The sequence below is a fragment of the Pedobacter sp. GQ55 genome (assembly GCF_059758925.1).
In genome coordinates this window covers 617,329-641,558 of sequence record NZ_JCAXEI010000003.1, presented here as the reverse complement: position 1 = coordinate 641,558, position 24,230 = coordinate 617,329, and the positions used below count along the sequence as shown (strand labels likewise).

Annotated in this window: 21 protein-coding genes; 13 read left to right on the top strand and 8 right to left on the bottom strand. The window is 39.4% G+C overall.

The window, feature by feature from the left end; genetic code table 11:
* Nucleotides 1–22: 22 nt before the first annotated feature.
* Genes AC6CH7_RS11675 through AC6CH7_RS11665 form a run of 3 tightly spaced genes read left to right on the top strand, consistent with a single transcriptional unit; the run spans nucleotide 23 to nucleotide 4,304 of the window.
* Complete coding sequence (locus AC6CH7_RS11675) at nucleotides 23–796, top strand: SDR family NAD(P)-dependent oxidoreductase (RefSeq protein ID WP_498262876.1); 774 nt, start codon at nucleotides 23–25, stop codon at nucleotides 794–796.
* Nucleotides 789–2,636, top strand: a complete 1,848-nt coding sequence (locus tag AC6CH7_RS11670) for a glycoside hydrolase family 127 protein (protein WP_498262875.1) — start codon at nucleotides 789–791, stop codon at nucleotides 2,634–2,636. The genes AC6CH7_RS11675 and AC6CH7_RS11670 overlap by 8 nt, the downstream gene beginning before the upstream one ends.
* Before the next feature lie 15 nt (nucleotides 2,637–2,651).
* Nucleotides 2,652–4,304, top strand: coding sequence for an alpha-L-rhamnosidase-related protein (locus AC6CH7_RS11665; protein ID WP_498262874.1), 1,653 nt, complete (start codon nucleotides 2,652–2,654; stop codon nucleotides 4,302–4,304).
* A 6-nt stretch (nucleotides 4,305–4,310) separates the two neighbouring features.
* Here AC6CH7_RS11665 and AC6CH7_RS11660 read toward each other — a convergent pair whose 3' ends face one another.
* Nucleotides 4,311–6,749, bottom strand: coding sequence for an outer membrane beta-barrel protein (locus AC6CH7_RS11660; protein ID WP_498262873.1), 2,439 nt, complete (start codon nucleotides 6,747–6,749; stop codon nucleotides 4,311–4,313).
* A 222-nt stretch (nucleotides 6,750–6,971) separates the two neighbouring features.
* Here AC6CH7_RS11660 and AC6CH7_RS11655 point away from each other — a divergent pair, with 222 nt between their 5' ends.
* Both AC6CH7_RS11655 and AC6CH7_RS11650 read left to right on the top strand, forming a co-directional pair.
* Complete coding sequence (locus tag AC6CH7_RS11655) at nucleotides 6,972–8,033, top strand: sensor histidine kinase (protein WP_498262872.1); 1,062 nt, start codon at nucleotides 6,972–6,974, stop codon at nucleotides 8,031–8,033.
* On the top strand, nucleotides 8,033–8,749 hold the full coding sequence (locus tag AC6CH7_RS11650) for a LytR/AlgR family response regulator transcription factor (protein WP_498262871.1): 717 nt from the start codon (nucleotides 8,033–8,035) through the stop codon (nucleotides 8,747–8,749). Before AC6CH7_RS11655 ends, AC6CH7_RS11650 begins: the two co-directional genes overlap by 1 nt.
* 7 nt (nucleotides 8,750–8,756) lie before the next feature.
* Here AC6CH7_RS11650 and AC6CH7_RS11645 read toward each other — a convergent pair whose 3' ends face one another.
* The 3 genes from AC6CH7_RS11645 to AC6CH7_RS11635 all read right to left on the bottom strand — a co-directional run bounded on the left by AC6CH7_RS11645 (nucleotide 8,757) and on the right by AC6CH7_RS11635 (nucleotide 12,015).
* Complete coding sequence (locus AC6CH7_RS11645; protein ID WP_498262870.1) at nucleotides 8,757–9,971, bottom strand: MFS transporter; 1,215 nt, start codon at nucleotides 9,969–9,971, stop codon at nucleotides 8,757–8,759.
* A 103-nt stretch (nucleotides 9,972–10,074) separates the two neighbouring features.
* Entirely contained in the window at nucleotides 10,075–11,328 is a 1,254-nt protein-coding gene (locus tag AC6CH7_RS11640) for a gliding motility protein GldB-related protein (RefSeq protein ID WP_498262869.1), read from the bottom strand.
* Between the two features lie 21 nt (nucleotides 11,329–11,349).
* Nucleotides 11,350–12,015 (bottom strand): HAD family hydrolase, encoded by a 666-nt coding sequence (locus AC6CH7_RS11635; protein ID WP_498262868.1) that lies wholly within the window; start codon nucleotides 12,013–12,015, stop codon nucleotides 11,350–11,352.
* Between the two features lie 71 nt (nucleotides 12,016–12,086).
* Here AC6CH7_RS11635 and AC6CH7_RS11630 point away from each other — a divergent pair, with 71 nt between their 5' ends.
* The 4 genes from AC6CH7_RS11630 to cysQ all read left to right on the top strand — a co-directional run bounded on the left by AC6CH7_RS11630 (nucleotide 12,087) and on the right by cysQ (nucleotide 16,401).
* Nucleotides 12,087–13,292, top strand: coding sequence for an MFS transporter (locus AC6CH7_RS11630; protein ID WP_498262867.1), 1,206 nt, complete (start codon nucleotides 12,087–12,089; stop codon nucleotides 13,290–13,292).
* Nucleotides 13,293–13,377: 85 nt separating this feature from the next.
* Entirely contained in the window at nucleotides 13,378–14,589 is a 1,212-nt protein-coding gene (gene chrA / locus AC6CH7_RS11625) for a chromate efflux transporter (RefSeq protein ID WP_498262866.1), read from the top strand.
* A 27-nt stretch (nucleotides 14,590–14,616) separates the two neighbouring features.
* Complete coding sequence (locus tag AC6CH7_RS11620; RefSeq protein ID WP_498262865.1) at nucleotides 14,617–15,633, top strand: sulfotransferase family protein; 1,017 nt, start codon at nucleotides 14,617–14,619, stop codon at nucleotides 15,631–15,633.
* Nucleotides 15,634–15,636: 3 nt separating this feature from the next.
* Nucleotides 15,637–16,401, top strand: coding sequence for a 3'(2'),5'-bisphosphate nucleotidase CysQ (gene cysQ / locus AC6CH7_RS11615; protein WP_498262864.1), 765 nt, complete (start codon nucleotides 15,637–15,639; stop codon nucleotides 16,399–16,401).
* On the opposite strand, the gene cysC is transcribed toward cysQ, so the two are convergent.
* Complete coding sequence (cysC, locus tag AC6CH7_RS11610) at nucleotides 16,398–16,943, bottom strand: adenylyl-sulfate kinase (RefSeq protein WP_498262863.1); 546 nt, start codon at nucleotides 16,941–16,943, stop codon at nucleotides 16,398–16,400. The genes cysQ and cysC overlap by 4 nt on opposite strands.
* A gap of 44 nt (nucleotides 16,944–16,987) precedes the next feature.
* On the opposite strand from cysC, the gene AC6CH7_RS11605 reads away from it, so the two are divergent.
* Complete coding sequence (locus tag AC6CH7_RS11605; protein ID WP_498262862.1) at nucleotides 16,988–18,184, top strand: MFS transporter; 1,197 nt, start codon at nucleotides 16,988–16,990, stop codon at nucleotides 18,182–18,184.
* Here the strand turns inward: AC6CH7_RS11605 and AC6CH7_RS11600 are convergent.
* Nucleotides 18,158–19,093, bottom strand: a complete 936-nt coding sequence (locus AC6CH7_RS11600; protein WP_498262861.1) for a diacylglycerol/lipid kinase family protein — start codon at nucleotides 19,091–19,093, stop codon at nucleotides 18,158–18,160. The two genes, AC6CH7_RS11605 and AC6CH7_RS11600, sit on opposite strands and share 27 nt — an antisense overlap.
* A gap of 63 nt (nucleotides 19,094–19,156) precedes the next feature.
* Here AC6CH7_RS11600 and surE point away from each other — a divergent pair, with 63 nt between their 5' ends.
* From surE to AC6CH7_RS11585, 3 genes are read left to right on the top strand one after another with little or no spacing between them, the layout of a single operon-like run.
* Nucleotides 19,157–19,903: a 5'/3'-nucleotidase SurE gene (gene surE, locus AC6CH7_RS11595; RefSeq protein ID WP_498262860.1), complete on the top strand. Its 747-nt coding sequence runs from the start codon at nucleotides 19,157–19,159 to the stop codon at nucleotides 19,901–19,903.
* 38 nt (nucleotides 19,904–19,941) lie between these two features.
* Entirely contained in the window at nucleotides 19,942–22,434 is a 2,493-nt protein-coding gene (locus tag AC6CH7_RS11590) for a YfhO family protein (protein ID WP_498262859.1), read from the top strand.
* A gap of 18 nt (nucleotides 22,435–22,452) precedes the next feature.
* Complete coding sequence (locus AC6CH7_RS11585; protein ID WP_498262858.1) at nucleotides 22,453–22,914, top strand: DUF4268 domain-containing protein; 462 nt, start codon at nucleotides 22,453–22,455, stop codon at nucleotides 22,912–22,914.
* 7 nt (nucleotides 22,915–22,921) lie between these two features.
* Here AC6CH7_RS11585 and AC6CH7_RS11580 read toward each other — a convergent pair whose 3' ends face one another.
* Together AC6CH7_RS11580 and AC6CH7_RS11575 are read right to left on the bottom strand one after the other, a co-directional pair.
* Nucleotides 22,922–23,293: a hypothetical protein gene (locus AC6CH7_RS11580; RefSeq protein ID WP_498262857.1), complete on the bottom strand. Its 372-nt coding sequence runs from the start codon at nucleotides 23,291–23,293 to the stop codon at nucleotides 22,922–22,924.
* Nucleotides 23,294–23,431: 138 nt separating this feature from the next.
* Nucleotides 23,432–24,226, bottom strand: a complete 795-nt coding sequence (locus tag AC6CH7_RS11575; protein ID WP_498262856.1) for an AraC family transcriptional regulator — start codon at nucleotides 24,224–24,226, stop codon at nucleotides 23,432–23,434.
* Nucleotides 24,227–24,230 lie beyond the last annotated feature (4 nt).

Sequence of the window (24,230 nt, the reverse complement as noted above, 5' to 3'; positions counted from 1 at the left end):
TATAAATAGACGAAAGACGAATATGATGACTTCAACAGCATTTGAAAATAAGACGGCGATTGTAACCGGTGCCGGACAGGGTATTGGATTTGAAATATGTAAACAGTTGGCAGCTAGAGGCGCTACAGTTTTATTGAATGATATAGATGAGGTGCTGGCCAAGGGCGCAGCACAAACAATTAAGAATGCAGGTGGAAATTGCATTGCGTGTGCGGGTGATTCGGGTGATAAGGATTTTATACAAAGTATGGTTGATCGGGCAGTAAAAACATCCGGCAGTCTGGATGTTGTAATTGCCAATGCAGGGATTACTTTATTTGGCGATTTCTTTACTTACCCTCAGGATTCTTTGTATAAGGTTTTGCATACAAATCTTGGTGGTACGTTCTTTTTGGCGCAGGCCGCTGCCAATCAAATGAAAACACAGGCTAAAGGTGGTTCTTTATTGTTTACCTCATCGGTTACGGCACATCAGGCGCATAAAGATCTGGCAGCCTATGGCATGACTAAAGCTGCTCTTGAAATGCTGGCCAAAAACCTGGTGCTGGAACTTTCTCCTTTTAAGATCAATGTAAATACCATTGCACCGGGTGCAACGCTTACGGAGCGTACCATGGATGATCCGAATTATGAGGCCGTATGGTCTAGAATTACGCCAATGGGTAGTCCCGCTAAAACGATTGATATTGCCAATGCGGCTTTGTTTCTGGTCTCGGATGGGGCAAAACACATCACCGGACAAAGTTTGGTGATTGATGGCGGTTGGAGTGCAATTAGTCCTTCGCCAAATGAATAGGTTCAGAGTGCTCTTGCTTGCTGGATTTGTTTTGGTAAGTGCTATTGCTGTAGCTCAGGATAAGCTCAGCAGGGCAAAATCTCAAACGATTGGTGGGTTTATTGGCGAAAGGCTATCTAACTCTTATAAGAACAGGGTTTTATTGCAGGATGCAGATGCGTTAATTGAGCCGTTTAAGCATAGAAAAGAAACCGGCTTATGGCAAAGTGAGTTTTGGGGGAAATGGTTTACTTCTGCAGTGCTTGCCTACAGGTATAAACGAACACCTGAACTAAAGCAAAAGCTGGATGCCGCAGTTAGTGGGTTAATTGCTACACAAAGTGCTGATGGCTACATCGGTAATTACACTAAAGAACGCAGATTAAAGCAGTGGGACATTTGGGGACGAAAGTATTGCATGCTGGGTCTGCTGGATTATTATAGCCTAACCGGTGATAAAAAGAGCTTGAAAGCGGCTAAGGCTGTTGCCGATAATTTAATAGACGATATTAGAAAGGCCGACGGCATAATTGTGACTAAGGGGAATTACCGGGGGATGGCTGCATCATCGGTACTGGAGCCTATTTGCTTATTATATACGCAAACAAAGGATAAAAAATATCTTGATTTTGCGGAAGAGGTTGTTCGCCAATGGGAAACTCCTGAGGGACCTCAGTTAATTTCTAAGGCTGATATTGATGTGTCTAAACGTTTTCCGAAACCTGAAAACTGGTATTCTTTTGAACAGGGGCAAAAGGCATACGAAATGATGTCGTGCTACGAAGGTTTATTGGAATTATATAGGCTTACAGGTAAACAGGCATATAAAGCTGCGGTTGAAAAAACCTGGCAAAATATACGCGACAAAGAGATCAATATGGCTGGATCAGGTGCATCGGCCGAAATGTGGTTTGGAGGCAAGGCCTTACAGGCTGATCCCATCTTTCATTACCAGGAAACCTGCGTTACGGTAACCTGGATAAAGCTTTGCCATCAGCTTTTTAGACTTACCGGTGAAGCAAAATATGCCGACGCAGTTGAACAGAGCTATTATAATGCTTTGCTGGGCTCTACCAGTCACGATGGTTTTCATTGGGCCAAGTATACACCTTTAAGCGGACTGCGCTTACCTGGAAATGGGCAGTGTGGCATGGACCTTAATTGCTGTGTGGCCAGTGGCCCAAGGGGGTTGTTTAATCTTCCGGCTCATGTGGTAATGAAAGTGGCAGATGGTGTATTTATCAATTACTTTGTTGAAGGGAGTTATGCTTTGGTTACACCATCTGGTAAAAATGTAAGTGTTTTACAGCATACAGACTATCCGGCTACGGGCAAGATTAATCTTACCATTAAGGTATCTAAACCAGAAGACTTTAGCATCAACATTAGGATACCTGAATGGAGCAAGAAGAATGTATTAACGGTAAATGGTGCTACAGTTGAGGTGGTAAGCGGGCAGTTTGCCACCGTAAAACGAACCTGGAAAGATGGTGATGAAATAGCTTTAGAGCTGGATATGAGAGGTAGGGTTGAATTTATTGGAGACAAGCCTCAATATGCAGCGATAATGCATGGTCCTATATTACTTGCCCGCGATGAGGCATTAAAAGGGCTTAGCATGGGATCGATTGTTAACCTTGCAGGTAAGACCGGATATGTTGATTTGGTTTCCGTACCTCATACTTCTGAAAATGTGTGGTTGCAATTCAATCTTAAGTTTTCTCCGGAATCATATAAAGAGCAGGGAGATGCGCCTGTAACTATTGATTTATGCGATTATGCCTCGGCTGGGAATGGTAAGGATGCAACTTATTTTAAAGCCTGGTTCCCTCAGTTGATTGATACTAAAAAGGATCACTAATTTTTTATACTTCAGATGAACAGATTAAGAACGATACTACTATTTTTTGGCATTGGCATTCCATCGCTTTTAGCAGCTCAGGATTTTTATACTCAGGAGCAGCGCGATAAATGGATGGCTAAAGCAGAAACGAATAAGCCTAAACTAATTGAGCAGGAAAAAAAACCTGTGCAATTGGTTAAACTAGAGGCTGATGATAAGGCATTTCAGGGTTGGAAGGCTACTCCTGCAGGTTCGGTTGACCAGCTTTATCAGCAAGCTTTTAAAAAGCAGTCTGGTGTAGTAATTGATTTTGGGGAGCATTTAACCGGGTATTTTACATTTAGCATGAAGGAAAGTGCCAATGTATTGGATGGCCCATTGCGTTTTAAGCTCACATTTGCTGAAGTGCCTGGTGAACTTGCCACGCCTTTTGATCCGTACACAGGAGGTTTAACCAGGGCATGGCTGCAGGACGAAATAGTTACCGTAATGGAATTGCCTGCTACAATCACCATTCCACGACGTATGGCCTTTAGATACCTTAAGATTGATCTTTTAGCTGGCTCCGGGAACTTTGATTTTAAGATAACGGATATGAGTTTTAAAGCGGTTACGGCTGTTACAAACGTGCCTGTTCGATTGGCGGAAAATACGGATCCCATGATTAAAAAGATTGATGCTGTTGGCCAGGCTACGCTAAAAGAATGTATGCAAACGGTATATGAGGATGGCCCAAAACGCGACAGGAGGTTATGGATAGGGGATTTGTATCTGGAATCGTTAGCGAACAATTATTCTTTTAAAGATCATGAGTTGACCAAGCGCTGCCTGTATTTAATTGCGGGATTGAGTCGTACGGACGGGTATTTAAACGCTAATGCATTTGAAAATCCTAAGCCCCATGCGCAGGCAGGCGCACCATTTTTGTTTGAATATTCGCTGTTGTTCAATGCCGCATTGAAGGAGTATTTTATTGCAACCAAGGACAGTAAATTTGTACTTGACTTATGGCCTGTAGCCAAAAGGCAAATGGACAACATTAGCAAACATCTGGATGATAACGGATTGTTTAACGTTGATGCAGCTCAAAAGGATGGATGGTGGATATTTGTGGATTGGAGAGATGGGCTGGATAAACAGGCTTCTTTGCAGGGCATAATGATTTTTGCCATGAAGGAAACATTGACGCTGGCTAAATTATTGGGTAAGGATAAGGAGGTTTCGCAATTGAATGGCTTAATTGACAAAATGACCAAGGCGGCTAGAAACAAACTTTATGATAAAAAAACAGGGCTTTTTGTAAGTGGAGCATCTAAGCAGGTTTCTTACGCTTCGCAGGCATGGATGATAATGAGTGGAGTAGCCAGTAAGACTGAAGGTCAGAAGGCTATGAAAGCTATTGCAGGCCATGCCAATGTGGTAAAGCCGGGCACGCCTTATCTGTATCATTATTATATTGAGGCTTTGATTAAATGTGGGTTAGCACAAGAAGCCAAGGCCTCGGTTATTGATTATTGGGGTGGAATGGTAAACAAGGGCGCTGATACTTTTTGGGAAGCTTATGATCCTGATAATGACAAGCTTTCGCCATATAACTTTTTTCCTATAAATAGCTATTGTCATGCCTGGAGCTGTACGCCTGTTTATTTTATAAGAAAGCATCCGGAGATTTTTCAGGGCCCTTGATTCCTATTACATCCGATTTTTTTCCTCATCAAGCGCGTTGTTTTTGTGCTTGCTTTTACGTGTAAAAGTATCTTTACCAAAGCTATAAGTTAGTGCAATACCGAATCGCTGCGTATCAGATTCATTGGTTTGAAATGAATAGGCCTGCGCCAGCGCTACAGAACGTTCCCTGGCTACCCAGCTGTGGAACATATCATCCACATTGAACCTGATGCTGCCTTTGTTTTTCCAGATCTTTTTTTGAATGCCTGCGTTTACCCTGTATCTGCCTGCAGTATAAGTCTGGCCATTTAAATCCCGGCTGGCGTAATAGCTGCCCAGTTCTGCACTCCAGCCTTTTTTGAATTGAAACTGGTTGTATATACCAATTCTTGCCACGTAAGTGTTCGGATTTAGTTTTTCACCATAAGCCATGCCATCTAATCCCATTCTTGATAATTGAGGTTCGAAGTAGAGTGTCCACCATTCTGCAGGCGTTAATGTGACACTGGTATTGAGCAACAGCATATAACCAAAAGCTACGTTCTCAGGCTTCCTGATGAAAACATCATTTTCTACGCGTGTGGTCTGGAAAATCACATCTGTAAACCTGTTATAGCTTAGTCCAAATCTAAGCAACTGTTTGTATTGATACTTAAGCTCATAACGTAACTGATATTGAGGGGTTAATTGTGGGTTTCCTGAAGAGTAAGAGTACTTATCTTTAAAGAACACAAATGGATTTAAATACTGATAATTTGGCCTGTTTATTCTTCTGCTGATGCTAAAGTTTATGGTGTTTCTGCCAACGGTATCAAACTTATAGTTAAAGAATAGACTTGGAAATAGCTGTGTATAGTTCTTGTTAAAGCTGCTTCCCTGAACCTGCACATTGCCTAACTGTTCGCCTTTAGATTGCGTGTTTTCCAAGCGCAACCCTAATTGAATAGATAGGTGTTTCCATCCTTTTTGAGCATTAACGTATGCAGAATTTATGTTTTCCCGGAACTTAAAATGATTTGATTGCCTGTTATCGATAACCGATCCCTGATCTGTAATGTTGTAATAATCAGATTTGTTATTGTTGTAAACGAAACTCGATTTAAAGCCTGCTTCAAATTTTGCATTGTTTTTCATGGTTTGCACATAATCTGCTTTAGCAGTGTATATGTTTATGGTAGAAGGTAAATCGTAAAAGAATTTGCTATCGCTGATAGCAGTACCATCTGGCTGATAAAGTGAGTTTACGAGTGATTGGTTGCCGGTACTGCGGTAATTTAAGTAGTTGATATCGGCAGAGAGTTCCTTTCCGGTTGATCCGAATTTATGCAGAAAGTTGAGGTTGGATCCTAAGTTGGTTCTTTTATTATCACCAATGGTGTTTCCTATGCCAATGTTGTTCAGTTGTCCGGCGTTGTAATTGCCGCTACTGTAATTCAACAGATCGTTGTTCTTATTGTCGTTTATATTCACCTGGAAACCGTATGTTGTATTTGGAGTGGCAGCATAATCTAATCCTGCGTTTGCATTTAAACCATTGCTTTTAAACTCCTGATTATTTATCAGCTCTACGGTTGATGTTGGCACATTGTTAGTGTCAAAGAAGCTCCTTGTCATGTTGTCGATGTTATAATTTTTCTCGCGATTGTAGCCAATGCTACCAAACAAATTGATCTTTTTATAGTTGTAGTTCAGATTCAAAGAGTTGTTGTTTCTTGCATATTCTCCTTTAGAATAACCTGTAGAAACACTTCCTATAAAACCACCTATCCTGCTTTTTTTCAGTTTAATATTGATAATTGCGTTTCCTGATGCATCGTAACGAGCAGGAGGGTTATCCATCAGTTCTATCTTATCTAAAAGAGATCCGGGAAGTGATTTCAGGTAAAGAGAAAGGTCCTGCCCCGACATGTAGGTAGGACGGCCATCAATTAAAACCATTACTCCAGATCGGCCGTTTAATGTGATATCCCCATTGGAATTTACTACTATGCCGGGCGTTTTTTCGAGCACCTCTAATGTATTGCTGCTTGCGCTGCTAATCATAGCATCCACGTTTACTACTGTTTTGTCTATTTCCATTTGAATTAGCGGGCGTTTGGCTTTTATTACTACCTCTGCAAGTTCTGTGCTTTTAGCTGGTTGTAATATAATTACCGGAAGGGCAATGCTTTTGTTCTCTTCGAGATGTAGGGGCGATGAGTTGAATTCTTTCATTCCTATGGCTGTTATTTTTAATAAATAAGAACCTTTACCAATATTATTGAATTGAAATTTGCCATCAACATCAGTAGCTCGTGTGGCAATAACTGCAGTATCTGCGGCTTTAAGCAGGCGCACGGTAGCGCCGCCAACTGCTTGATTCTTTGAATCTTTTACAGTTGAAGAAATGAGTCCCTGCTTTACCTGCGCCAGGGCAGTAAGAGAGATCAGAGAAGCGAAAAAGAATATGATATATGTTTTCATTACAAGTGGTTTTTAATTTGATCAGGTTGTTGATTGATCAAATATTGCTTGTTCGTGCTAGCTCCGAAAAAAAATATGTTGTAACTTGCCTGTGAGTTGATGGAATGCTATTTTAAGGTGTTGAACAGTTTTGTAACCTGTTTTTCAGGTTCTGTCAATGATTTTGGGGTGTTCGTCAGCAATTGTTTATTGGCTCGATGAACTTGCTCAAATTTGTAGCATATGATTGATACAAGGAACACTATGGACGAGATAAAATTTAAACCACTGATTGGTTTCTTTGGGCAGCCGCTTTATATCATCTTATCCCTTATTATTTCTATTCCGGTTTTTTTGGTGATAGAAACATATGCGAAATCAATTGAGATACATGAAGATGAAGCCGTAGCTTTTGCCGGAACGGTATTCTTTTTTATCGGGCTTTTTACGGGTAGATATGTTGCCCAGATCTGGACTGGACGGTTAAAAGTTCTTCCACAGACGATTTCTTTTGGATTATTTATCCTGATTATAGTTTGCATAGGGCTGTTGTTTTTTCATGCTGATTTCCCGCTGCGAGGAAGAACAGCAATTAATTTATTACTGTCGTGGGTTCCGTTTATGCTGATTAGTCTGGCACTTGGTGCCTTGATCAAGATCGTTCACGCTATTTCTGAAAATCAATTGAGAGATGCTAAAACAATGGCTGCTCATAGTAAAAGTGAGTTACATTTGTTGCAGTCCCAACTGAGTCCTCATTTCCTGTTTAACACATTAAACAACATGTATGGGCTTTCTATTACCGATCATGAGAAAATACCTGCCTTGCTGCTTAAACTATCAGAATTATTGCGCTACTCGGTTTATGATGCTACAGAAATATACGTACCGCTAAAGGATGAGGTAGCCTACATTAACAATTACATAGATTTTGAAAAGATAAGGATAGGCGATAGATTAGTGCTAACTACAGAGATTGAAGAGGTAATTGTACCTGAAATAAAAATTGCGCCGATGCTTTTAATTGTATTTATAGAAAATGCCTTTAAGCACTCTAAAAATACGGTTGATGAGAAAATTTATATAGATATAAAGCTAAAAACCTGGGGTAATTCTATTCTTTTTTCGGTAAAGAATTCATACGGTCAGGAAGAAAATGTTCAGCCTGCGCTTAACAAAAACAGCGGTTTTGGTTTGGATAATGTAAGCAAGCGGTTAAGCTTGCTTTATACCGGTGAACATGAATTGAACATTAAAAAGGATAATTCATTTTACAATGTTATCTTACATCTAAAAATGAAGTAATGGACCAAGTAAGTTGCCTTATTGTTGATGACGAGCCGATTGCCAGAGATATTATAAAGAGCTATTGCAGCCATTTGGATTATCTGAGTGTTGTAGCATTGTGCGGGAATGCACTTGAAGCGAAGGCAGTGCTACAGAGGCAAAAGATTGATATCCTTTTCCTGGATATTAATATGCCTATAATGGATGGAATTTCATTTGTAAAAACATTAAAAGATCAGCCTCAGGTTATATTTACAACGGCCTATAAGGAGTTTGCTGTTGATGCATTTGATTTGGCAGCTTGCGATTACCTGTTAAAACCCTTCTCCTTTGATCGTTTTATTATTGCTGTAGATAAAGCATTAGAGAAATTAGAACCTAAAGTAACTGTGCAGGTAAACGAAGTTTCTGGTTCTGCTACAGAAGATTTTATATTTATTAAAACAGACGGTAAGATCTATAAAATAGGGTATGATGAGTTGCTTTATGCCGAAGCGCAGGGTAACTATACCAAAATCATAACTACGGGTAATTTGCTGTTGCCTAAAATGCCTTTCTCGAACTTTGAAGAACTACTGCCCAAGGCGCTTTTTCTAAGAACCCATCGTTCATTTATTATTAATAAATCCAAGATCGGCCATATAGAGGGCAATCGTATATTTATTAAAAACAATGAGATTCCGATAGGCAGCAACTACAAAGATCAATTGTTAAAAGATCTTGGCTTTTCTTAAAACCTGATTAGGCTGCCGCAATCTCTTCTTTTCTGGTGAGCTTAAAGATCACAAACATCACTATTCCAGAAATAACAGCAAGTAACAAGTAGCTGGAATTTAAGTTGTGCTCGTCTTTTGCTGGTAAGAAGGAGATAACGCTATAGCTTAGAAACGACACGATCACATAAGTAACCCCACCAGTTAATCCGCTAGCAATACCTGCGTTTTTAGGGAATCTGCCTAAACAAAAAGTAAAGTAATTATTGAAGATATAGCCTGCAGTAACGTGAATTAAAAAGGCGAAAAATAGGAGTGAGTAGATGCTGGATATGAATTGGATGCTGATAAACATGAGCAATACAAACAGTATTTGCAGCCCCAGGTTCACAATCATTTTCTTTAAAAACGGCTTGTTTATGGTTGCTTTACCTATAAAACCGCCAACCATCCAGGCAAAACCTAGAATAAGGGAGCTGTAACCGGCTATTATAGGTGAAAAGTGAAGGTGATGTTCTATGATAAATGGACCTGTCATGTTATAGATCATTACCATTGAATAGGCAAGGCCCAGCATCACTATACCCAGACTAAAGCTTGGGGTTTTAATCATTTTGAGATAGATGTTACCTATGTTGCTTAATGAGAATTTAGAAAAACGGGTTAGGCTTTCGCCACTGTAAATGAATTCGAGTATGGCAAGTATAATTGCTAAACCGGCAAGGAAGTAGAAGTTAGACTCCCAGCCGAATGCAGTTTGTAAATAGCCACCCAAAAATGGTGCTACTATGGGGCCTGTAGACCAAATGATAGAGAATAGGCTTAAATAGTGTTTAAGTTTATCTCCTTCAAAAATATCGACAAAAAATGCGCGCTTACCAACAATGATAGTTCCTACAGTAAATCCATGAATGATTCGCATAAGGTAAATGAGGTATATGTTATGCGTGTTTGCAATCACGATACTTGCCGCGGCAAATACCAGTAAACAGATAAGGCTAAGTTTATACCTGCCAAAACTGTCCAGCACGCTGCCTATAAAGAGTTGTGAAATCCCATAACTGATCAGGAATAAGCTAAGTGTTAATTGTACTTGTAAGCTGCTTACATTCATGGTTGTAGCCATGGTAGGTAAGGAAGGGATGTAGATATCTGTTGCGAAGCCGGATAAGGGTAACAGAGCAAAAGCAAGGACTGTTGAAATACCCTTATTGTGTTCTTTTAATGGTTTTGATGCTGTCAATTGATAATTGTTTTGAGCAGCCAAAGTTACCCTTATAAAGGTTTTTACCCCGTATTTTTAGAACATAGCAATGTAATAAATAAACAATCGGAAAGTAAAAATTTTACTTAAACAGCTGCCCGGCGCCACTTTTCTCATAAAATTCTTTATAGTTTTTTATGTTAAGCATGTCGTTTATGGCTTTGTTTTTATCGGTGCTTTTGTCGTAATAGGCTTTGCAGATCTGATAACCAACCCAATAGCCCAGATCAGCAGGTTTCTCTGCAGTTTCCTGATCGGAATTTGCGATCCAATTACGAGACTTTTCTAAATACATCTCTTTCTCGAAATCTGCCCAGATCTGCTTTTCTTTACCTTTAGCCCAAACAAACAGACGTTCATTAGCAGTTTTACCCGATATCAGTTCGCCTATAAAATCGGCCATACCCTCTGTAAGCGCACCAGCTAGAAGCGTGGTGTCGCCAGCAAGGCCATCCTGGTTAAAATGGATGAGCTCGTGGGCAATCAGGTTTGGTAAGGATTTTAGGTTTGTGAAGTTGTTTTGCTGCCATAAGTTTAGCTCTTTAACGGGAACTTCTTCTGTGCGGGCAGATTGATCAAGCCCGATTAACAATCCGGCATCAGTACTGGTTCCGCCTGAATTAAAGGCGCCAATAACGAAGTAAATGTCTGGAAACTGGGCCTTGTTGTAAATTTGCTTGAACTTAACAAAGCTTTGGATCATTTGGGGCTTTTGCTGATCAACAGCATAAGTATTTTTACGTACAGCAGCATAAAACAGAGGCTTGGTATTTACAGATTTTACAAAATTCTTAAGGTTTCTGATTTTATAACCCAGATAATCCTGAAGTCCATTTGAGGCAGGTTCTACATAGTATTTCTTATAAAGGTTGATGGCATTGGCGGTATCTTTTTTGGCCATGTCATATGCCTTCCAAAAGTTCTTTACATCGCTGGTAATCAGTTTAGCCTTATATGGATCTGTGGTACTGTCTTTAACTGTCTTAATGCTATTTAGGAGTTTTGACCAGCCAGGTAATGAACGTAAGGATTCAAGGTCAGTGTCTTTTTTAATATGATCTACTTTTTTATAGCCACTATTTACAGCGTTTGTAAGTAAAACCAGGGCACTATCTTTTTGACCACTTAGGGCATAACAACATGCCGCATTATAGTAATTATTTGTTTTAAGCACCCTAAATTCGGCTTGTTGTGTTGCTTTTAGGTAATACTTGCCAGCTTCTTTAAAGCTTTTGGCTTTATAAAGACTATCTGCTATTTTCTCTGGTCTTACCTGAGCCACTGCTACCGTGCTGGCTAGTAGAAATAGAATTAAGAGTTGTTTGAATTTAAGCATGCGTTAAGTATATGTCTGTTTTTAAAATGTGAATTGCTTTGCAACGTTTTCACCGGCAAGTTTTAGGTCTGTAAATATTTTATCGGCAATGGCTAACTTAGGATGTTGCGAACTATCACTTTGTACAACATAACAAACCAGATTGGCGGCTTTAGCAGCTTTTAGGCCATTAATTGTATCCTCAAAAGCTAAGCACTCATCCTTGTTAAGTCCAAGTTGCTGGCAACAGAAATTATAACATTCAGGATCTGGCTTTGTTAAAGTAACATCGGTTCTGGTAACCATAAGATCAAAGTAGTTGCTCAAACCATTTCTTGCAAAGATCAGATCAACATCTGGTCTTGGGCTAGCGGTAACAACGGCTAATTTAAGTCCTTTTTGCTTAAAAAACTGTATGGTTTCCAAGGCAAAGGGCATTAAATTGATATCTCTTGTTGAAAAGCCAGTTTTGCTTAAGCGTTCCCGCCAGAGGATTAGTTCAGGTAGATCAATATCGAGATTGTATTTTTCTTTAATTGTTTTGCTGTTGATTGGGAGTGGGTAGCCTGCGTAGGTATTAACCCATTCCTCATAAGTCATAGATAGCGAGTAGGTTTCAAGGATTTCTATCCAGCATTGGTAATGGAAGTATTCTGAGTCGATAAGTGTGCCATCTAAATCGAATAATATGGCTTTAAGTTTCTGCATGTACGTAAAAGTATTTTGCTAAAATAGAAAAAACTAATTGCTTTATTATCTTTGCCACAGCTCCACTACTTATGTTATTATTCAAAGAAATTGCGCGCACTTATAAACTTTCTTTTACTGGCTTAAGCCGCGAAACCTGGATATTGAGCATTGTTATGCTCATCAATCGAAGTGGATACATGGCGGTGCCTTTTATGGGCTTATTCGTAACCCAATCGCTCCACAGACCAGCTTCTGATGCAGGATTAATCATTACACTTTTTGGCATTGGCTCTATAATGGGCTCTGCAGCAGGCGGTAAGCTTACAGATGTAATTGGGTTTAGACCAGTTCAGATCGTAGCCTCTATTGTTAGTGGTATATTCTTTTTGTTTTTTGCAAATATTACTGATTTTCATGCCCTTTGTGTGCTTGCTGTTGTGATCAGTTTCTTTTCGGAAGCCTTTCGCCCTGCGAATTTTGTAGCCATAGCAGCCTATGCGAAGCCTGAATTACAGACCCGCTCTTATTCTTTAAACCGTCTTGCGGTGAATATGGGATGGGCAGTAGGTGTAAGTATGGGTGGTTTGATTGCGTCTTACGATTACAGATTGCTGTTTTATGTTGATGGCACGGTAAGTATTATTGCGGGGTTAGGTATCTTTTGGTTTTTGCCAAAAATTAAAGACTACAGAAAGGCTTTAAAGGAAAAAGTTAAGGGAATTGTGGTGCGTAAACCCTGGCAAGATGCAGTATTTATCAGATTCCTGCTGTTAACTGCTGTTTTTATCATCTGCTCTTTTCTGATGTTTAGGGTTGTTCCGGTATTTTATAAAGAAATTTGGAAGATAGGCGAGTTTGAGATAGGCTTGATATTAGGCCTCAACGGGATTATTATTGCACTGTTTGAAATGGTGATGATCCATAAGATTGAGAATAAAAGATCTCCTATTTTTTTTATAGTAGTAGGCGCTTTATTAGTGGCATGTTCATTCGCTGTACTTTTGCTTCCTTTTGGAAGCCCTATAGTATTGGGCACCCTGTGCATAGTTTTCTTCACCTTTGGTGAAATGTTTGCTTTGCCTTTTATCAATACGTTTGTAATGAGCAGGGCAAATGAGTTTAATAGGGGCCAGTACGCTGCGGGGTACATGCTTTGCTGGTCGATAGCGCAGGTTATTGGTCCTATAGCCGGTTTTTTTATTGCCGAAAGGTACGGTTACAACATGCTTTGGATAGTGATTACCATTTTGTTGTTGATCTCGGCCTACATGTACAGGCTGATGAAGCAGGATTAATCAATAATTTATTAATTTCGTAAAGTTTTCTAAATCAGATGTGGAAGTTCTCCTGAGGTGATAACCGTAAAAACAAAGAAATAGCGTGGAGGATATCAGCATAGTGCAAAAGGAAGTGGGTTTAAAGTACCTTTTCCTTACTTTTCTTAAAATTGGATGTGTTTCTTTTGGCGGGCATATGGCTTTAATCGCCGTTGTTCAAAAGGAAATGATTGAAAAGGACAAAACGCTGAGTCAGGAAAATTTATTAAATGCGGTTAGTATTGCCAGTTTGTTGCCCGGCCCATTGGCTGTGAATGTGGTGTCGTATATTGGTTACCATCTGCACAAAAAAAATGGCTTGCTGGTGAGCATGCTTGGAATTCTGCTTCCGGCTTGTATATTGATGTTTGTACTGTCGTGGTGTTATTTTAATTACATTCATGTTAAGGATCTTTCGGGTATAATGGCCTATACAGTAGCAGCTGTAAGTGCTATCATCTTAACTACCGGTTTAAATATCTTTTTAAAGGAAGTAAAAGGGCATAACGGTAAAATAGCGCTGTGTTTAATTGCTGTAATATTACTTTATTTCATTAAAGGCTACCTGATCATTCTATTGCTGATACTGATTGGCGGGTTGATTGGTGTTTATTTTAAACTGGCCAATTTACCCGATACTGGTGGAGCTAAATTTACATGGGAGCGGTTGAGCAACGGTGCCAAAATAGGGTTGTTATCGCTATTGTTACTATATGCTGCCTTTATTTCCGGATTATACCGATACACAGATCTGATTCTTCTTAAAATTGCCTCAGTATTTTCAGGCATCAGTCTATCGCTGTTTGGCGGAGGATATGTGATGATCCCGATTATGCAGTCGCTTTTTGTAACAGAATTGAAGTGGCTGAGCAATCAGGAATTCATTGATAGTATTGCTTTTAGCCAGCTAACTCCAGGGCCAATTCTGGTAAGTGCGTTTTTTACAGGTTATAAATTGGCCGGTGTGACAGGAGCGGCATTGGCAACAATCGCTATTTTTGTACCTTCTTCTATTTTAATGATCATTGTTTCAAAGATATTTAAGAACAATGCGGACTCCACTGTAATGAAAAATGCATTAGCAGGAATAAAACCTGTAGTAGTGGGCATGATCATCGCTTCGGGCATAAAGCTCTTTTTCTCAGTTCATTCCACGCCAATTAATGTTGCATTATTTGTGATCGCATTTATTTTAAGTTTCAGATTTAAATTTAATCCTGTATACTTAATCATTATTTCTTTATTAATAGGGACTGCAGTACACTTTATGGGATAGGTGCTGAATTAATTTTAACTAACAAGAATGACCAATACCGGCATACAAATTATAGGAACACAACGTTCCGGATCTAATCTTTTAAGGGTAATTCTGGATCAGTCGGCTGAAATAGCATCGCCACATCCGCCTCATATTTTAGTGGTTTTTATGCCGCTTTTACATCTGTATGGCAAGCTTAACAGCGATTCTTACAAAATACTTGTTAACGATGTGGTGGCTTATGTAAATGCCAATCCGGTACCATGGGAAGGGGTGCTACTGAATGCAGATGAGATTTATGAAAAATCGACACGTTATGATCTATTAGAGATAAACAGGTTGGTATATGAACAGGCTGCTATTAGTAAAGGCGCCAAGTATTGGTGCTGCAAAAGCATGGCTAACATTCACTACGCAACAGAAATGGAAGATTTTGGCCTAAACCTGAAATACATTTATCTGTACAGGGATGGGAGAGATGTAGCCTGTTCGTTTAAGAAAGCTATTGTTGGCGAAAAACATATTTACCATCTTGCTAAGCAATGGAGCGAGGATCAGGCTGCTTGTTTGAAGTTAAGGGCAGGTCTGCCGGCAGAGCGCTTTTTCTCTCTGAATTATGAAACATTGATTACTGAACCAGAAAGAGAGATTAATAAATTATGCCTTTATCTGGATATCGCTTATCATCCTGATATGCTTAAGTTTTATGATTCCAAAACCTCTAAACTTACAGCAGCAGCAGGTGAAATGTGGAGCAATCTGGAAAAGCCCATCATTAGTAACAATACCGGTAAATTTTTAAACGAGTTTAAGGGGGATGATCTGGAGATCTTTGAAGTGGTTGCCGGTGATGTATTGAGGGAATTGGATTACGAGCTGGTTATCCAAAATGTTGACGTAAGTTTAATTGATGCCAATCATATTGCGGCTTATGATAAAGAAAATGCAGTTTTAAAGAAAGAAGCTTTATTAACTGCCAGACAAAGTGATTTAGATAACAGAGAAGGACAAGCCAAAATCCTTAAAGAAATTAAAGAAAGAGTCGCAATCATTTTACCTTAAACAATGAACATTACAGATATACAGCCATTAATTGATATCGCCATTAAAGCCGGAGAAGCTATTTTGGAGGTTTATAACGGAACACAGGAAGATTTTGGAATTACCAGGAAAGAGGACAATTCGCCGTTGACTATTGCCGATCGTGTTTCGCATGACCTCATTGTAGAAGGCTTAACTAAGCTTTATCCTGACATTCCAATATTATCTGAAGAAGGTGCTGATATTGACTATGAGGTTAGAAAGGAATGGAGGCAATATTGGTGTGTTGATCCACTGGATGGCACCAAAGAGTTCATCAGCAGGAATGGTCAGTTTACTGTTAATATTGCTTTTATGGAGCATAATAAGCCTGTAATTGGTGTAATTTATAGCCCCGTACTGAACGTGGTTTACTATGGAATTGTAGGAAAAGGAAGTTGGAAGATGACACCCGGTGAAGTCCCTGAAGTCATCAGTGTAGATCAGAAAACCAGTGGATGGATTGCTATAGGTAGCCGCTCTCATGCAGATGAGGATGAGGAGAATATCTTGAAAAAATATCCTGTTACTAGTAAGCTTTCCATCGGTAGTTCATTAAAATTCTGTTTAGTTGCAGAGGGTAAAGCTCAAATCTATTACAGGAAAGGACCAACCATGGAATGGGATACTGCCGCCGGACAGGCCATAGCTGTAAGTAGTGGTGCCATTATGGTTAATGCAGATTTTGAAGAATTTGTTTACAATAAACCATCGTTACTAAATCCCGGGTTTTACTGTAAAGTAAGTTAAGCGTTATCCGCTATTTTGTTTTTTACTGCATGGTATAACTCAGCACAACATTGTTGAGCGGTAAAATTATCGGTATGGAGAATTAAATCTGGTGCTGTTGGTCTTTCAAAGGCTGAGCTTATGCCTGTAAAGTTTTTTAAGGTGTTGTTGTGTGCTTGTTCGTATAAGCCTTTAACGTCTCTTTGTTCGCAAATATCCAGCGGACAATCGATAAATACTTCGAAATACATATCGCCCAGAATATTTTTGGCTATTGCTCTATGCCCATTTAAAGGCGTAATAAACGAACAGATAACAATTACTCCGTTGGATGCAATTATTTTTGCAGTTTCGGCGGCCCGCCTGATATTTTCGGCCCTATCATCCATACTAAAGCCCAAATTATAGTTTAAGCCTTTTCTCATTTCATCCCCATCAAGTTTCATAGAAAAGAAGCCGGACTCATTTAATTGCTCTTCAAATAGATTCGATATTGTACTTTTCCCTGCTCCAGATAGGCCCATAAGCCATATCACCATGCCCTTTTGATGTGGTAATTTCATTAAACGAATGTATAAAAAAATAGTTTACTACCTTTGCAGGGTCAATGAATAATTCCACTACATCAGATCCGATATACAACCTTCCTTTTGCATTACTCTGTCTGAGTTCACTTTTATTTTCTGCTAGTTTTAATATGCTTATACCTGATTTGCCAGCTTACCTTAGTGGTTTGGGTGGTGCTGAATATAAGGGTTTGATTATAGCATTGTTTACGCTTACGGCAGGTATATCGAGGCCATTTAGCGGAAAGCTAACCGATACCATTGGCAGGGTTCCGGTTATGGCAGTAGGATCTATTGTGTGCTTTGTTTGCGGATTCTTATATCCAATACTGGGCACTGTTTCCGGATTTTTGTTTCTGCGTCTTATTCATGGTTTTTCGACCGGTTTTAAGCCAACTGCTACTGCGGCTTATGTTGCAGATATTATTCCGCGGGAGCGCTGGGGAGAGGCTTTAGGAATACATGGTTTGTGTTTTAGTACCGGAATGGCCATTGGCCCTGCTATTGGTAGTTTTATTAGTGGCTTGTATTCAATAAATGTGCTGTTTTACAGCTCATCTGCTTTGGCGTTGCTTTCGATCATCATATTGATGAACATGAAAGAAACCTTAAAGGATAAAAAGAAATTCAGTTTATCTATTCTGAAAATATCCCGCAAGGATATTATTGATGTTAGGGTATTACCTGCAGCTATTGTAACCTTGTTATCGTATGTAGGTTATGGGGTAATACTCACCTTAATACCTGACTGGAGCGGCTATATAGGGCTGGCCAACAAGGGGATATTCTTTATGGTGTTTACTATATCCTCGTTGTTGATCCGATTTATTGCCGGAAAAGTATCTGATAAATATGGTCGTTTGAATGTGGCAATCTGCGGATTGACCATTTTATGTGCTTCTTTGGTCATTACAGGATATGGTACGTCTGAAGCTGGTCTAATTACCGGAGCAGTTGTTTATGGCATAGGCGCAGGAGTTTTATCTCCTGCTTTAAATGCATGGACTATAGATCTTAGTCACCCGCAATACAGAGGTAAAGCTATGGCAACCATGTATATCGCTCTTGAAGCGGGTATAGGTTTGGGCGCGTTATTTGCCGGCTGGGCATATCAGGACGTAATCTTTATGATCCCGTCCATTCTATATTGTACTGCCGGTGTCGCATTTATGGCACTTGTATATATGGTGATCTGGAAAAAGAGATCTATGTCATTTAGAGGGGACGATCGCGACTGATTTTTTGTTATTAACCACAATTTCAAGCAAGCTATCCATGTTCTTTATTTTTACTTTTCCTGGTGTTTCTTCTATAATTTGATCATCAACGTGCGCATCCTTACATGCTGTAAAAATAGCTGCCTTTTTTGATCTTATTGATTTAATGGTGAATACGCTTTCTTTACCCTGATGAATTACAGAGATATAATCTGATAGTACTTTTCTTTTGCTTTCGGCAACCATCAGTACATCGAAATATCCATCACCCGGGTCGGCATCAGGACTTAGTTTTAAATTCGGCCCCAGACTTGGGATGTTCATGACTTCAACCAGCAGATATTTACCTTCAAAAACCTTATTGTCTAATTCAATTGTGGCTTTAAAAGGCTTATATATACTGCAGATTTTATGTAAAGTTTTGAGCGCCAGTTCAAACTCATCTTCAGGTGTTTTGATGTGCTCGGTATTCATTTTGGTTAACTGCTTCATCAGCTTTGGGAAAACGCCATATCCGAATGCCTCTATAAAAAAGAAAGTATCCTCTGGGGCAACTACCTGGCCTACATCAAACTTTTTTAAATGATAGTTATTCCAGGAACTGACATTTGTATTGTTGTTGTTGCTGATATGGAGTGAAGTGGCAATGTTATTTGCAGTGCCAAAGGGAAGCAGGGCAATTGGCCTTTTGTATTTTAGCTTCTTATTTAGCAGTGTGATGATCATTTTTCTTATCGTTCCGTCCCCACCGGCAATTGCAATAAATTCCGTTTCAGGTTTAATATTTCCGATTGATTTCTTTTTAGAGGAAGTATAATCGCACTTGTAGCCGTTTGATTCTATCAATTTAACAATTTCCTTTTTCGAATATTCACCATCACCTGCGGTTGGATTATGAATTAATCGGATTAGTTTGCTGGTTTTTTTCATATAGTTTGAACAATGTTGGCATAACTATGGTTTTCATTGTAGTAATTATTTTAAATAGCTATCATGAAAATCCTGATCACAAATGACGACGGTATTTATAGCCCCGGTATCAGAGCGTTGGCAAACATCGCACTGCGCTTTGGTACTGTTAGAATTGTAGCTCCTGATGTGGAACAATCCTCAATGGGACACGCCATTACACATTCGCGCCCGCTTTCTTATAAAAAATCACCAATAACATTCGAAAACATTGATGCTTTTAGGGTAAATGGAACACCGGCAGACTGCGTTGCACTTGGATTGCATATGTATCCTGACACGGAAGTTGTGCTTTCAGGGATCAATATGGGGCCAAACCTGGGCAACTCTATGTGGCATTCGGGGACGCTGGCTGCCGCTAAACAGTCGGTTTTACTTGGAGTTAAGGGAATAGCATTAAGTACTCCTGTTGGTAAATCGGAACCGGATTTTGAAAGCCTGGATCCTTTTGTTGAACAGGCATTAACTGTATTATTAGAAAATGCGAACCTTGGGTTGTATAATGTGAATTTTCCGCGTAAGCCAAAAGGGCTTCAGTGGACAAGGCAGTCGGTAAGGTTATACGATGGAAGTGTAGTTCCGGGGCATGACCCAATGGGCAGAAAGCACTATTGGATTACGGTAAAGCCACTTGAACTGGCAGAAGAGGGGACTGACCGGTGGGCGGTTAAAAATGATTTGGTATCTATAACTCCGTTAAGACTTGATTTAACAAATGAGACTGAATTGAAAAGTCATGAACCGACGGTAATTTTATCAAAAACTAATTAATTCTAGCTCTTGTTTGATATTATTGCTTTCTTTACTGTATGAAGAAATGGTTTCAAGCTAACAGCACACATTTTATTATCGTAGGGATATTCTTTATTCTCTGTTTTGCTTATTTCAGTCCTGCTATGCAGGGCAAAGACCTTTACCAGAGCGATGTGCTTGAAGCCAAAGCAATGGCAAAGGAGATCATGGATGTTAGGGCAGAAACAGGAAAAGGGCCATTATGGACCAATTCTATGTTTGGCGGGATGCCTAGTTTCCAGATCTGGGTATCGAACAGCGGCAGTATAGCCAACTACGTGATCAATACCTTGAAAACCGTATTTCCGAATCCAATAGATATTGTGCTTTGCTATTTGCTGGGGGCTTATTTTTTATTAAGTACATTAAAAATGAAGCCCTGGCTTGCTGCTGCAGGAGCCATGGCCTTTGCTTTTACCTCTTATAATTTCATCTATATTGAAGCCGGCCACAGCAATCAGGCCATGGCAATTTCGTTCTTTGCACCTGTACTGGGTTCTATTTTACTCACTTTTAGAGGTCGATACTTATTAGGCGGTTTGTTAACCGCTTTTTTCCTTGCTGTTGAAATCAGGTGCAACCACATACAAATGACTTATTATCTGTTCATGTGCCTGCTCATACTGGCAGGTTTTGAACTGTATTATGCAATGGCATCTAAGCAGTTAAAGACTTTTTTTACGGCTGTAGGATATCTTTTGATAGGTGTAGTATTAGCCGTTGGTGTAAATGCAGGTCAATTATGGACTACCTACGAGTACGGTAACGAATCTATTCGCGGTAAGGCAAATTTAACAAGAACAACTTCAAAATCGGATAGCGGACTTGGGCGTGATTATGCTTATCTCTGGAGTCAGGGGGTTGGCGAAATCTCTACATTCCTTGTCCCTAACATGTATGGAGGTGCTACTCAGATCAAACAACTAGACGAGCATTCTAATGTAGCCAAAGCACTGGTAGCAAAGGGCGTTCCTGAAGATCAGGTTAAAGAACTCATCCCTCAGCTTGAGCAAGGTTTATTAAGAACTTATTGGGGAGAAAAATCGAGCACTCATGGCCCATGGTATTTTGGCTGTATTGTGATCTTTTTATATGTTCTGGGTCTATTTATAGTTAAAGGTAAATTGAAATGGTGGATTTTAACCTCCACATTTCTTTTTGTATTTCTATCGTTTGGCAGGCATTTCCCATTAATCTCCGATCTGTTTTTTGATTACTTCCCGATGTATAACAAGATGCGGGCAGTAGAATCTATATTGGTTATACCGGCATTAATTATACCATTGCTGGCGTTTGTGGCGCTTAAGCAGTTTGTAGACGAGAAAGATAAGGCAAAAGATTTACCTAAAAAATTACTTTATTCTCTGTATATAACCGGTGGCGGCTTAGTGTTATTTATGCTTGCGCCAACGTTGTTTCTTGACTTTAGAGATTCATCGCATCAGGAAATGGTGAACCACCTTGCGGAGGCTTTTAAAGCTGATCTTAGCTTTGCCAATTCCATAGGGAGTGCTTTGATAGAAGACAGGATATCGCTTGCCCGTACGGATGCTTTCAGATCTTTGATTTTTATTTTACTGGGCTTTGGTGTGTTATGGGCAATATTAAAAGGAAAAGTTAAAGCAAACACCGCATTTATTGTTTTAGGCGTGCTGATACTGGTTGATATGTGGGGTGTAGACAGAAGATACCTGAACAACAGCAACTTCTATGATAAATCTGTGCTCGACCAAAATTATCAGGCTACTGCAGCTGATCTTCAGATTTTAAATGATAAAGCACTTGATTTTAGGGTGATAGATTTTACAAAAGGTAATCCTTTCTTTGATGCGTCTGCTTCGTATTTCCACAAATCGGTAGGAGGAAGGCACTCTGCAAGGCTCCAGCGCTACGACGAACTGATTACAGCACAATTTAGCGAGAAGATAAACGAGCCCGTATTGGATATGCTAAATACCAAATACGTGATCATGGCCGATAAGGCTAGTCCGACGCCTCAGGCCATAGAAAGAAAAACCGCTTTGGGAAATGCATGGTTCATCAGCAATGTGAGCTACGTTAAAAATGCGGACGAAGAGATGAAAGCCATTACCAGTTTTGACCCCAAAACAACGGCAATAGTTGATGAGACTTTTAAATCTCAAATTGGTGATGCAAAACCTTTAACTGATACTACTGCAAAGATTGAACTGACCGAATATCATCCGGATCACCTGGTTTACAAGTACAAAAGTGCACAGGATGCTATAGCTGTATTTGCTGAAGTTTGGTACGATAAAGGCTGGAATGCTTACTTAGATGGCAACAAAATCCCTTATTTTAGAGCCAATTACATCCTTAGAGCGGCCAAACTACCCGCAGGGAGTCACAATTTAGAATTTAAGTTTGAACCGGCATCTTACCTTGTTGGAGATAAGATATCAATGATTTCTTCTTTAATTCTGGTAATCATTTCAGGTATTGCTGTATTTTTGCATTTCAGAGCTAAGAAAAGGACTGCTTTGGTATAAACCATTAAACAATAAAGATTGTATTCAAAAGATCAGGCTTCGCAGATTAAGCAAGCTTTCTGGACTGCATATGGGCAGTATATGGCATTGCAACCTTCTGCTGAAGGGTTACGAATTAACTGGATTAACTATAAGACAGGCATCAAGCATTTGGCATTTAAAATGCAGGTTGATAAAAAGTCGGCATGGATAGGAATAGAGATCTCTATTCCTGATTTAACCATACAGCAGCTATTATTTGAGCAGTTTGAAGAATATAAGAAACTGTTAACCGGAATTTTAGGAGAAGAATGGCAGTGGGAGCTACATTCGACAGATGAGTACAGCAAAACAGTTTGTAAGATATATACCGTTTTACCCGGTGTAAGCATATTTAACAAAGAAGATTGGCCTAAGTTAATTTCTTTTTTTAAGCCTCGTATTATAGCGCTAGATGAGTTCTGGAACGATGCGCGTTATGGTTTTGAGTTATTCAAGTAAGCTTTATTTAAAGTTCGTCGAGTCTTTCATAACGAGTTTCACCAGTTAATATCAATTCATTAGTGACTTTATCAATCACAAAATCGATATCCATAGCGTGATCATCAGTATAATCTATTGCGGCACACATTGAAAATTCGCTGATCTGATAGCCTGCTTTAAATTTGCCAGTTAAGTTGTGATCGCTAACAAGGGTATCTTTCAGAATCCCGATGTTCTCTATTTTGCCTTTGCCGTATTCATAATCCAGAATCAATTTTTCCAGTTCACCGGTTTTACATATATGATGATGAAGGAGGTGAATAAGCTGTTTAGGGTTTTCTTCAGTATCATAAAAAGCCGAGGCATCTATTTTAGTCTTTCTTGTTATTGCTGGCATGGGATGAATATTTATTTTAAACCTAACACAATATTACTGTTAAATATACGTCTTTATACTGAGAGCGTTAATTTAGATAAGCGGGAATGGTCGGTATGATTATTCCCGCTTTCTTTTTAAAGCGTCCTGACTTATGTTTTAGCGCTTCCCAAAATCGGAGGGACGGATATTTGTAAGTTGAAAAAATGCCTTGCTAAATGCCGCAAGGCTATTATAGCCGGTAGCATAAGCAATCTCGCTGGTTGATTTATTGGTTTGCAGAATCATTTCAATAGCCCTAACCATCCTTAGGAGTTTTAAATATTGTAAAAAAGAGATACTCATTACAGATTGAAATAATCTGGAAAGTGTTCTTTCGGCCATACCAAATCTTTTGGCTATATCCTCCAGTGTAAGCTGTTCATTATAATGCCTTGCCAGAAAAGCAATAATTGGAAGTAAACGTTCATTGTTTGTGGTTGGTAAGGCTATCGGGAATGCTTTTACACCAAGCTGAGGAAGCAGGTTCTTTAACGAAGATAAAAATTGGAACGGCACCACATTATCCGCAGAAATATTACCATTCCATTTCTCAGTAAAGATGATCATTTCCAGTAAAAGATTGTTGACTGGATAGATCCCCAATTGCTGAAAGAACAGCTCACTGGCATCATCCTGGTCATAAAAATAGATGTTTCTAATCACGGTGGCCTGGTGCCTTACTTCAAGATAGTGCGTTAAACCAACTGGCACCCATACATAATGTCGGGCAGGAATAATATAGCTCACATTTTTAATGTGTATGTAGGCTACGCCACCCTGAACGTACGTTAATTGCCCTTTGCGGTGTGAATGCGCAATTAATTTGCGCTCTATTTTTTCATGTAAAACGAATATGCTATCTGGATTTAAGTCAATTGCACTTAAATATTCTGAAGTTTTTAAAACATTCATTGGC

Bases quoted from the DNA above. Each gene is read 5' to 3' on its own strand.
- AC6CH7_RS11640 (WP_498262869.1), bottom strand. From the start codon at position 11,328: ATGCTTAAATTCAAACAACTCTTAATTCTATTTCTACTAGCCAGCACG.
- AC6CH7_RS11575 (WP_498262856.1), bottom strand. From the start codon at position 24,226: ATGAATGTTTTAAAAACTTCAGAATATTTAAGTGCAATTGACTTAAAT.
- AC6CH7_RS11580 (WP_498262857.1), bottom strand. From the start codon at position 23,293: ATGCCAGCAATAACAAGAAAGACTAAAATAGATGCCTCGGCTTTTTAT.
- surE (WP_498262860.1), top strand. From the start codon at position 19,157: ATGAAAATCCTGATCACAAATGACGACGGTATTTATAGCCCCGGTATC.
- AC6CH7_RS11655 (WP_498262872.1), top strand. From the start codon at position 6,972: ATGATTGATACAAGGAACACTATGGACGAGATAAAATTTAAACCACTG.
- AC6CH7_RS11670 (WP_498262875.1), top strand. From the start codon at position 789: ATGAATAGGTTCAGAGTGCTCTTGCTTGCTGGATTTGTTTTGGTAAGT.
- AC6CH7_RS11660 (WP_498262873.1), bottom strand. From the start codon at position 6,749: ATGAAAACATATATCATATTCTTTTTCGCTTCTCTGATCTCTCTTACT.
- AC6CH7_RS11635 (WP_498262868.1), bottom strand. From the start codon at position 12,015: ATGCAGAAACTTAAAGCCATATTATTCGATTTAGATGGCACACTTATC.
- AC6CH7_RS11620 (WP_498262865.1), top strand. From the start codon at position 14,617: ATGACCAATACCGGCATACAAATTATAGGAACACAACGTTCCGGATCT.
- cysQ (WP_498262864.1), top strand. From the start codon at position 15,637: ATGAACATTACAGATATACAGCCATTAATTGATATCGCCATTAAAGCC.
- AC6CH7_RS11600 (WP_498262861.1), bottom strand. From the start codon at position 19,093: ATGAAAAAAACCAGCAAACTAATCCGATTAATTCATAATCCAACCGCA.
- AC6CH7_RS11650 (WP_498262871.1), top strand. From the start codon at position 8,033: ATGGACCAAGTAAGTTGCCTTATTGTTGATGACGAGCCGATTGCCAGA.
- AC6CH7_RS11605 (WP_498262862.1), top strand. From the start codon at position 16,988: ATGAATAATTCCACTACATCAGATCCGATATACAACCTTCCTTTTGCA.
- AC6CH7_RS11630 (WP_498262867.1), top strand. From the start codon at position 12,087: ATGTTATTATTCAAAGAAATTGCGCGCACTTATAAACTTTCTTTTACT.
- AC6CH7_RS11665 (WP_498262874.1), top strand. From the start codon at position 2,652: ATGAACAGATTAAGAACGATACTACTATTTTTTGGCATTGGCATTCCA.
- AC6CH7_RS11590 (WP_498262859.1), top strand. From the start codon at position 19,942: ATGAAGAAATGGTTTCAAGCTAACAGCACACATTTTATTATCGTAGGG.
- cysC (WP_498262863.1), bottom strand. From the start codon at position 16,943: ATGAAATTACCACATCAAAAGGGCATGGTGATATGGCTTATGGGCCTA.
- AC6CH7_RS11675 (WP_498262876.1), top strand. From the start codon at position 23: ATGATGACTTCAACAGCATTTGAAAATAAGACGGCGATTGTAACCGGT.